The sequence below is a fragment of the Microbacterium sp. H6 genome, assembly GCF_003314775.1.
Classification (GTDB): Bacteria; Actinomycetota; Actinomycetes; order Actinomycetales; family Microbacteriaceae; genus Microbacterium; species Microbacterium oxydans.
The window spans coordinates 21,890-31,404 of the sequence record NZ_QOAY01000288.1; the positions used below are offsets into that span (position 1 = coordinate 21,890).

Below are 9,515 nucleotides of genomic sequence, written 5' to 3' on the forward strand. Positions count from 1 at the left end.
ATCGCCGTGGGATCGAGCATCACGAGCGAGGAGTATCTGGTCGATCTGAACGGCGACCTCACCGCTGAACCGCGTCTCGTCTGGCCCCGACGAGAAGGGGTCGAGTACTCGATCGAGCACGCGGTCGTGGACGGCGATGACCGGTTGCTCGTGCTCCACAACGACGGGGCGCTCGACTTCGAGCTCGTCTCGGTCTCCGCCTCCGATCCGCAGGGCCGACGACGGGTTGTGCTCCCCCACGAGCAGGGACGGCGACTGCTCGGGGTCGAGGCCTTCCGCGACTTCGCCACCGTGGAGTACCGCAGCGAAGGTCTGGAGCGTGTGGGCCTGCTCGACTACGTCACGGATGCGGTCGAGGAACTCGCCTTCGACGAGCCGCTCTACTCGGCGGGCGTGAGCGGAAACCCGGAATGGCACTCGCCGTTCCTCCGCCTCGGGTACACGTCGTTCGTGACGCCCGGAACCGTGTACGACCTCGAACTCGCCACCCGTGAGCTGGTGCTGCGCAAGCAGGTACCCGTGCTGGGTGGCTACGACCCGACGGACTACGGCCAGCGACGCGAATGGGCCACCGCGGCCGACGGCGTGCGCGTGCCGATCTCACTCGTCTGGAAGCGCTCGTTCGGGGAGCCGGGAGCGGAACCGCGCCCTGTGCACCTCTACGGCTACGGATCCTACGAGCACTCGATCGATCCCGGATTCTCGGTCGCGCGTCTCTCCGAGCTGGACCGCGGTGTGATCTTCGCGGTCGCCCATGTGCGCGGAGGCGGCGAGATGGGCAGGCAGTGGTACGAGGACGGGAAGCTCCTCCACAAGCGCAACACCTTCACCGACTTCGTCTCCTGCGGCGAGCATCTGGTCGAGACGGGTGTGACCACTCCGAGCCGGATGGTGGCAGAGGGTGGCAGCGCCGGCGGTCTGCTCATGGGCGCCGTGACGAATCTCGCGCCCGAGCTGTTCGCCGGGATCCTCGCCGGCGTGCCTTTCGTGGACGCCCTGACGACGATCCTCGATCCGTCGCTGCCACTGACCGTGATCGAGTGGGACGAGTGGGGCGACCCGCTTCACGACAAGGATGTCTATGCCTACATGAAGTCGTACAGCCCGTACGAGAACGTCCGCGACGGCGTCCGGTATCCGCGGATCCTCGCGGTCACCTCGCTGAACGACACCCGGGTGCTCTACGTGGAGCCGGCGAAGTGGGTTGCCCGTCTGCGCGAGGCCGGGGCCACCGACGTGCTGCTCAAGTGCGAGATGGTCGCGGGGCACGGCGGCGTGAGCGGACGCTACAACTCCTGGAAGGAGCGGGCGTTCGAGCTCGCCTGGCTCCTCGACACTCTCGGCCTCGCCGAGGTGTGACACCGGACTGTCCTCGCGTTCGCGCCTGAACGAACGCGAGGACACGCCTGCGTGAGTGCGAGCGCGAGGACAGGCGATCACGCCGGAACAGGCAGGTTGCGACTCAAGCGGCCTGTTCCGGCGCGGTGGCCCGTCGCCGCGTCGTCCCGAGAATGCGGGTCGAGGATGATTCCGCGAGGTGACCCGAACCGGCGCGAGCTGCAGACGGGCCCCGGGCTCAACCGAAGAGTGCAGCCGCCTCGTCGTAGCGGTAGCGGGGAACCGTGTTCAGCTCACCGAGCGCGTCGGCGAACGGCACACGCACGATGTCGGTGCCCTGCATCGCGACCATCTGACCCCATGCACCGTCGACGATCGCGTCAGCCGCGTGCAGTCCGAGCCGCGTCGCGAGAACGCGGTCGAAAGCAGAGGGCGATCCACCACGCTGGATGTGTCCGAGGATCGTCGCCCGCGTCTCGATCCCCGTGATGCGCTCGATCTCAGGGGCGAGCTGGTCTCCGATACCGCCGAGGCGCGGGCGATTGAACGCGTCGAGCCCCTTGTCGCTGTATGCCTCGTCCATGCCGAGCAGCTTGAAGCCCTCCGAGACGACGACCAGTGGTGCACGTCCGCGATCATGTGCACTGGTCACGAGCTCCGTGATGTCATCGATGGACATCGGCACCTCGGGGATGCAGATCACGTGAGCGCCTGCGGCCATGCCGGCATGCAGCGCGATCCAGCCGACGTGCCGGCCCATGACCTCTGCGACCATGCAGCGCTGGTGCGAGTCGCCGGTCGTGCGCAAGCGGTCCATGGCGTCCGTGGCGATGTTGACCGCGGTGTCGAAGCCGAACGAGTAGTCCGTCGCCTGCAGGTCGTTGTCGATCGTCTTGGGGACGCCGATGACCTTGATCCCGTCCTTCGCGAGACGGTCGGCCGCGGCGAGTGTGCCCTCGCCGCCGATCGCGATGATGCCGTCGATCTTGTGCCCGTAGAGAGTCTTGGCGATGTTCTCGGCTCCCCCGCGCTCGCCCTCGTAGGGGTTGGTGCGGCTGGTGCCCAGGATGGTGCCGCCGACCTTCGACAAGCCCTTCACCTCGTGTCGGGTCAACGGCATGAAGTCACCGTCGACCAGGCCACGCCATCCATCTCTGATGCCGACGAACTCCAGGTCGTACGTGGTGGTGCCCTTGAGCACGATGCCGCGGATGACCGCGTTGAGGCCGGGGCAGTCGCCGCCGCTCGTCAGGATGCCGATCTTCATGCTGGTGCCTTCAGACGTTCGGGAGATGGGGGGGAAAAGGCGACGCTGCCTTCGATCGACCCTAGCGCCCCGGCACGTCCGGGCGCCATTCGGGAGCGACGAAAAACGTCGATCTTGACGGCTGGATTCTCCGAAATCGATGAACTTCCCGATCGCCGGAGATCTGACCCTCCGCAGCGCGTTAAGAACAGTGGTTCTTGACGCTCAGATCTCGCCGAGCGCCTGACGCAGCAGATGCATGAGTGCCGCCAGCTGCACCGGTTCGGCCGCCGACTCGTCGACCGCTTCCCCGTCGAGCGCGCGAGCCGCGAGCCCCTGCTTCTGGTCGATCAACTCCGCGATCTTGGTGTCGATCGTGTGCGCGGCGATGATCCGCCATGCAGTGACCGGCTCATCTTGGCCGATCCGATGCACGCGGTCGATCGCCTGCGTCTGCTCGGCAGCCGTCCAGGACAGCTCGGCGAGGACCACGTTCGACGCGGCCTGCAGGTTGAGACCGACGCCCGCCGCGGTGAGCGAGCAGACGGCGATGCCGACCTCGGGGTCGCCGTTGAAGTCGTCGATCGCCTGCTGCCGGACCGTGGTGGTCTGGTCTCCACGGATCGACACCGAGCGGATGCCCGCGGCGGCGAAGTGCGCCTCCGCCTGGTCCATGACGTCGATGTGCTTCGCGAAGAAGACGACCTTGCCCACCGAGCGCTGGAGCTGTGCGGCGTAGTCCGCTGCGAGCGGAGCCTTCGCCTGACCGATACGGCGCACCATGGTGAAGACGTTGTCTCCGCCTGTGCCAGCGGCCTTCGACTCCTCGAGCTCGTTCTGAGCGACCAGCCGCACGATGTCCTCGTCGATCTCGCCGGGGGCGAGGCCGCGATCTCCTCGCGCCTCGATGATGCGACGGTAGCGAGCGGCGAGCCGCTCCCCCAGCTCGCGTTCGGCCTGGCGGATGCTGCGTCCGAACTCGTCGTCGAGCTGGACCGGCAGATCGGCGATGAGCTTGTCCGGAAGGTCCGCCGCCACGTCCTTCTTCTTGCGACGGACGATGCCCATCGAGATGACGGCGTCGCGCGCTTCCGGGTAGAAGGCCTTGTCTGCCGGCGTGAAGCCCGTCGCGTCGAGCTTCTCCATGAGCTCAGGGCCCGGCTTCTCACCGGTCGTCCACCCAAGGAAACGCCAGATCGCATCGAAGTCCTCGACATCGTTGATCAACGGCGTGCCGGTGAGGGCGAGCATCAGAGGGTTGTGACCCGGAGTGCGCTCGCGCACCTGAGCGGCCAGCGACAGCACGTTCTGCGACCGCTGCGACGAGAGGTTCTTGATGAAGTGGGCCTCGTCGACGACCATGCCTCGCAGGCCGATCGACGCGAGCCACGACATGTGCCGGTCCAGGATCTCGTAGTTGACGATGAAGACGTCGGCGAAGGCGTCGATGTCGTCGCCGTCTCCCTGGATGACCGTCGCACGACGCTGCGGCGTCCACCGCTCGACCTCGCGTGCCCAGTTCATCTTAACGACGTTGGGCACCACGACCAGGAGCGGGTATGCACCGGCGACGGAGGCTGCGAGCACGGACTGCGCGGTCTTGCCGAGACCCGGCTCGTCCGCCAGCAGGAAGCTGCGGTGCCCGGCCTTCACGGCTTCGAGGAACCGCGACTGGTGCACCATGACCTCGAGGCCCTTGGGCGAGATGTGGTCGAACTCGGGTGCAGGCGGCAGCTCCATCGACGCCGCAGCGCCGCCGGCCCCTGTCTCGAACGCCTTGTAGAGCGGACCCATGAGCTCCCAGCCGTCCAGACGACGGCGCGGGGTGGCGGCCGGACGCGGCGTGAGGTCGGGAGCCAGGAACGGGTTGGCCAGTTGCCGCGCCTCGACCGAGGGCGGGGTCACCTGTCGCTCGGCGATCGCGGCGGGAACCACCGAGATCTGCACCGGGGCAGCGTCGGCGATGATGAGCTCTTCCGGCGCCAGTTCGGCTCCGGATTCGAGCAGCCAGTCCCGACGCATGCGCTTCGCCACCGGCGACGTCGCCTGGTCGGCCTCGAGCAGCTGGATGAGCGACGTGTCGCGGGCTGCCGTCTTGGCGAGGATCGTCGCGACTCCGTCGAGCCGCTTGAGCAGCTCGACGCGTGCGGGATCGGTGATCTCGCTGTCGGCCTTCACTCTCGCGCGCTCCTCGCGCACCAGGAAGGCGATCACCTGGAACTTCACCCGGTTCGTGGGTCCGAGCTTGCCGCGCTGCGACTTCGCCTCGATCTCGCGCACCTTGCGCGCGAGGATCGGGATGAGGGGTGCCTCGTCGTCGCGACGGGACGTCTTCTTGCGCCGCGTGGCGGCGGTTGCCGTGGTCGGCATGCTCCTCCTGAGCGTGAAAGCTCCGGCTTCCCCCAGGAAGCCATGGGCCGTTCTCGTTGTCCGCGTGTGGCACGAGCCAGGACCGTACGAACAGTGGGTCTTCTTCCCGTCGTGGTACGCGAGATTCGCGAAGTCCGGCGGGAGCCGATATCCATTCTATGTCATGACGCTCGCCCGAACGCGATTGCCCGCGCCGCGCCGCGCCGGAACTCGGACAGCGGGCCCGCTAGCCCGGGAGCCCCAGGGCACGCGCGGCATCCGTCACGTCGGCACCCATCTGCGCCATGAGCTTGTCGATACCTTCGAAGGCCACCATCCCCCGCAGCCTGTCGACGAACTCGACCGTGACGTCGTGCCCGTACAGGTCGAGGCCCGTCTCGCCCAGCACGTGAGCCTCCACCTGCCGGACGAGCACGTCGTCGAATGTGGGGTTCGTGCCGACGGAGATGGCGGAGGGGTGCCGGATACCGGTGTCGTGGTCGACGAGCCACCCCGCGTACACCCCGTCTGCCGGCACGAACGCGTCGACGATGGTCGACAGGTTCGCGGTCGGGAAACCCAGCTCGCGTCCGCGCTTGAGCCCGTGCACAACCTCTCCGCGCACGTCGGGGTACCGACCGAGCACCGTTGCCGCCGAGGCGACATCGCCCTCCATCAGCAGTTCGCGGATCCAGCTCGACGAGACGCGTCGCTCGGAGCCGGGGAGGTACACATCGTCGACGACCTCGACGGAGAAACCGTACAGCGGGCCCATCTCCCGTAGAAGCTCCGGAGTGCCCGCTCCCCGGTTGCCGAAGCGGAAGTCCTGCCCGACCAGAACCGTCGAGACCTGAAGGGCTCCGACGAGGATGTCGACGACGAAGTCCTCGGCACTGCGGGCAGCGAGCTGCTCGTCGAACGTGAGGACCAGGGTGGCGTCGAGTCCGAGCTCCCCCAGGAGCTCGAGCTTGCGCTCCACCGTGACCACGTTCTCCGGGCACCGGTCGGGCCTGATGACGGCGAGAGGGTTGCGGTCGAAGGTGACCGCGACCGCCCGACTTCCCGTGGCGGCCGCGGCTTTCTCGAGGCGTTCGATAACCACACGATGGCCGGCGTGCACACCGTCGAACTTGCCGATCGCGACCGCGCTCGGACCGAAGTCGCTCGGCACGTCCTCCGGGCTGCGGAAGACGATCACGCGCCCACCTCGACCGGACGCACGACATCGGCGGGCCGGTGCGTGCGCAGCCACCAGATGCCGAAGACGGGAAGGATCAGCGGGATGAACAGGTAGCCCCGTCCGAAGAGCGACCACACGGTCTCGTGCTGGAAGAGATCGGGGAGAAGGATGCTCAACAGCCCGACGACGAGCACGCCGGTCAGCTCGAAGACGATGGCGACCCAGGCGACCGTGTACCAGCCACGGCGACGGGCCAGGACGAGGGCGAGCGTGGCGAGGATGTAGACGACGGCGGCGAGTGCGGAGAGCGAGTACGCCAGCGGCGCCTCGTCGAACCGGCGCACGATCTGCACGAAGCTGCGACCTGTCGCCGCCAGCGCCATGACGGCGTAGACGATGACGAGGACGCGACCGATTCCGGTCATCCGAGAGGAGGGGGCGGTGGAGCTCATAGCGCATTCCATCCTAGAGCCGCGGGAGGCCGCCGGGCTCCCGCGGCGACCACTCGCGTCACGCGATCTGGACTGCCCAGATGACCTGCATGCGCCACAGCATGATGGCGATCGCGAATGCCGCGACCCCGAGGATCACCGTGCTCCAGCGGCTGCGCTCCATGAGCGCCCACAGCACGGCTCCGACCGGGAGCAGGGCAGCCGAGACCAGGTACACCCAGTACTCCAGGAGGTCTCCGGTCGGCGGGTTGCCCGCCAGCGGTGCGATGATCGCGACGACCACCTGGACGACGAGGAGCGCCTCGACGAGGGCGAGGGCACCGACGCTGAAGTCGCTCGGCCTTCTGCCGACCAGCCCCGCGGCGACGCAGAACACACCGGCGGCGACCGCGATGACGATCTGCGCGATCGTGAACCACAGGATCATGGTGCGACCTCCGGCATGTTCATGGCGCTCTTGAGATCCGCGCCGCGCTTCTCGACGATGCCGATCAGGGCACCGTCCTGGTCGATCGCCGCGCCCATCGCCTCGTGCAGACGTGCAGCCTGTCCGCTCAATCGCTTGCCGTGGCGGAGGTCGCGCGCGTCGTCGGAGGACATCTCGAGCACGGGCAGGATCCGCGCCGCCGCTTCGCCCGGAGTCAAGGTCGGCGCGCCCTCGAGTGCATCGAGCCCGACGGCCTCGGTCACATCGAACGGCCCGACCCTCGTGCGCCGCAGTGCCGTCAGATGACCGCCGACGCCGAGGCCCGCCCCGAGGTCTCGGGCGAGGGAGCGGATGTAGGTCCCGGACGAGCACTCGACGATGACATCGAGATCGACGTGCCCCTCTCCGCGGCGAGTGGCCAGCAGGTCGAACCGCGAGATCACGACGTCCCGTGCCGCGAGTACGACCTCTTCTCCCGCGCGCACCCGATCGTAGGCACGGCGACCGTCCACCTTGATCGCCGAGACGGCACTGGGGACCTGGGAGATCTCCCCCGTGAGCTCGGCGATGCCGGCCGACACTGCGTCGTCGGTGACCGAGGCCCAGGCATCGGCGGAGGCCGTCGTGAGGATCTCCCCCTCCGCATCGTCGGTGCCGGTGGTCTGGCCGAGACGGATCGTCGCCGTGTAGGTCTTGTCGGCACCCACGATGTACGTCAGGAGCCTGGTCGCCCCCTCGATGCCGATCACCAGCAGACCCGTCGCCATCGGGTCGAGGGTTCCGGCATGCCCCACCTTGCGGGTGCCGAACGCCCGCCGCGTGCGGGCGACCACGTCGTGACTGGTCAGCCCAGCGGGTTTGTCGACGAGGAGGATGCCGGGCGAGACCATCCTCCCAGCCTACCGACGGGGACGGGGCGGAGCGGTCACGGCGCTCAGCCGCAGACCTCGTACGAGGGCTCCGCACCGGTCGTCACCGTGACGTCCCAGGCGGTATCCGCACCCTCCCGGAACGCGAAGAACACGTGGGCGTCGGTCTCACTCGGGAGCATGATCCAGCTGTCGCTCCCGATCGTCGACGTCCCCTGCTGCGCGGCGGGGTATGCCGCGAGCAGATCGTCCCTGGTGGCGCCGACGCCCAACCCGGTCATCGTCTGGGGCCCTGGAACCCCCTCGAGCGACTCACTCGTAGAGGAGACGGAGATCTCGCGGATGGGAGCGCTCGGGCTCTCGGTGCCCCGCACGAAGGACATGCCGTAGGCGGAATCCGACGCCGTCCACCACGCCGACCATGAGCAGTCGACCGCGTCGTTGGTCCAGCCCGGTGCGAGACCGTCGAGCGTCGAGGCGAAGTCGCCACCGATCTCGATCGGCCCGACACCGGCGTCGTCGATGACCCAGGTGCTCGGGTCTGTCGTGACCTCGACTCTGGCTTCCGTCGTCGGGCTCGGAGAATCGGACGGTGTCTGGCTGGGACTGACTTCCCGGCTGTCGGATGGCGCGGGCGCCGCACCCCCGGTGCAACCGGTGAGACCGCTCGTGGCGAGAGCGGTGAGGAGGATGAGCGCGGCGGCGCGTGCACGGATCATGAAGCCCCTGACTCTGGTCTCGGGCCCCTCGGCCCGCTCACGTAGGCTGGAGGGATGCCCGACACGCAGGTCCGTTCCGACGTGGTGTCGGCCCTGCCCGAATGGTACCGCTCCACCGCCAGAGACCTGCCGTGGCGACGCCCCGAGTTTCACGACGAGTTCGGGGCCTGGGGTGTGCTCGTGAGCGAGTTCATGCTGCAGCAGACGCCGGTCGCGAGGGTCATCCCGCACCTCGATGCCTGGTTGAAGAGATGGCCGACGCCCGCGAGGATGGCCAGCGCATCGACGGCGGACGTCGTGCAGCAGTGGGCGAACCTGGGCTATCCCCGGCGTGCGCTCTGGCTGCATCGCGCGGCCGTCGAGATCACCGACCGGCATGGCGGGGTCGTACCGCGCGGGGTGGACGACCTGCTGGCGCTGTCGGGTATCGGCGACTACACCGCCCGTGCCGTGGCCGTGTTCGCCTACGGCGACCGCCACCCGGTCGTCGACACGAACACCCGAAGGGTGCTCGCTCGTGCCGTTGAGGGCCGCGCACAGCCGGGCGCGCCGTCACGCCGAGACCTCGATCTGATGGCCTCGCTGCTTCCCGATGACATCGATGCCGCTGCGATGTTCAACGCCGCGGCGATGGAACTCGGCGCCACCGTGTGCACGTCACGATCACCACGATGCGAGCTGTGTCCGTTGGCAGGCAGTTGCGCCTGGCTGGCGGCCGGCAGACCCGACACCGGGGATGAGCGGCGACGCCAGGCGGCTTACGAGGGGTCGGACAGACAGGCCCGCGGCGCGGTGCTGCGGCTGCTGCGGACCCTGGATCCGGAGCCTGTTCCGCTGGCGGCCGTGCTGCCGGACTGGCCTGACGCGGGTCAGCGGGATCGCGCCATCGACTCCCTCATCGCGGACGGCCTCGCGGAAGCCGACGGGTCAGCGCT

At 68.4% G+C, this 9,515-nt stretch carries 9 protein-coding genes; 2 read left to right on the forward strand and 7 right to left on the reverse strand.

Annotated features, from left to right (window positions below):
* A partial coding sequence (locus DSP71_RS24305; protein ID WP_258546547.1) for a S9 family peptidase occupies positions 1–1,359 on the forward strand: 1,359 nt, incomplete at its 5' end.
* A gap of 217 nt (positions 1,360–1,576) precedes the next feature.
* Here the strand turns inward: DSP71_RS24305 and DSP71_RS18610 are convergent.
* From DSP71_RS18610 to DSP71_RS18640, 7 genes are all read right to left on the reverse strand, one after another.
* Positions 1,577–2,605 carry a 6-phosphofructokinase gene (locus DSP71_RS18610; protein ID WP_046748279.1) on the reverse strand — a complete coding sequence of 343 codons (1,029 nt, stop codon included), beginning with the start codon at positions 2,603–2,605 and terminating at the stop codon, positions 1,577–1,579.
* Between the two features lie 204 nt (positions 2,606–2,809).
* Positions 2,810–4,954, reverse strand: a complete 2,145-nt coding sequence (locus DSP71_RS18615; protein WP_113681788.1) for a DEAD/DEAH box helicase — start codon at positions 4,952–4,954, stop codon at positions 2,810–2,812.
* 226 nt (positions 4,955–5,180) lie between these two features.
* A complete protein-coding gene (locus DSP71_RS18620) occupies positions 5,181–6,131 on the reverse strand; it encodes a bifunctional riboflavin kinase/FAD synthetase (RefSeq protein WP_046748277.1) in 951 nt (316 codons plus the stop codon).
* Positions 6,128–6,538, reverse strand: coding sequence for a hypothetical protein (locus DSP71_RS18625; protein WP_171010960.1), 411 nt, complete (start codon positions 6,536–6,538; stop codon positions 6,128–6,130). Before DSP71_RS18625 ends, DSP71_RS18620 begins: the two co-directional genes overlap by 4 nt.
* 85 nt (positions 6,539–6,623) lie before the next feature.
* Positions 6,624–6,992 (reverse strand): hypothetical protein, encoded by a 369-nt coding sequence (locus DSP71_RS18630; protein ID WP_058632307.1) that lies wholly within the window; start codon positions 6,990–6,992, stop codon positions 6,624–6,626.
* Entirely contained in the window at positions 6,989–7,882 is an 894-nt protein-coding gene (gene truB / locus DSP71_RS18635) for a tRNA pseudouridine(55) synthase TruB (protein ID WP_046748274.1), read from the reverse strand. Before truB ends, DSP71_RS18630 begins: the two co-directional genes overlap by 4 nt.
* A gap of 44 nt (positions 7,883–7,926) precedes the next feature.
* Positions 7,927–8,580, reverse strand: coding sequence for a hypothetical protein (locus tag DSP71_RS18640; RefSeq protein ID WP_058632308.1), 654 nt, complete (start codon positions 8,578–8,580; stop codon positions 7,927–7,929).
* Positions 8,581–8,634: 54 nt separating this feature from the next.
* On the opposite strand from DSP71_RS18640, the gene DSP71_RS18645 reads away from it, so the two are divergent.
* A partial coding sequence (locus tag DSP71_RS18645; protein WP_147251395.1) for an A/G-specific adenine glycosylase occupies positions 8,635–9,515 on the forward strand: 881 nt, incomplete at its 3' end.

Coding starts and splice junctions, on each gene's coding strand:
- DSP71_RS18610 (WP_046748279.1), bottom strand. CDS start 2,605: ATGAAGATCGGCATCCTGACGAGCGGCGGCGACTGCCCCGGCCTCAAC.
- DSP71_RS18615 (WP_113681788.1), bottom strand. CDS start 4,954: ATGCCGACCACGGCAACCGCCGCCACGCGGCGCAAGAAGACGTCCCGT.
- DSP71_RS18625 (WP_171010960.1), bottom strand. CDS start 6,538: ATGACCGGAATCGGTCGCGTCCTCGTCATCGTCTACGCCGTCATGGCG.
- DSP71_RS18630 (WP_058632307.1), bottom strand. CDS start 6,992: ATGATCCTGTGGTTCACGATCGCGCAGATCGTCATCGCGGTCGCCGCC.
- truB (WP_046748274.1), bottom strand. CDS start 7,882: ATGGTCTCGCCCGGCATCCTCCTCGTCGACAAACCCGCTGGGCTGACC.
- DSP71_RS18640 (WP_058632308.1), bottom strand. CDS start 8,580: ATGATCCGTGCACGCGCCGCCGCGCTCATCCTCCTCACCGCTCTCGCC.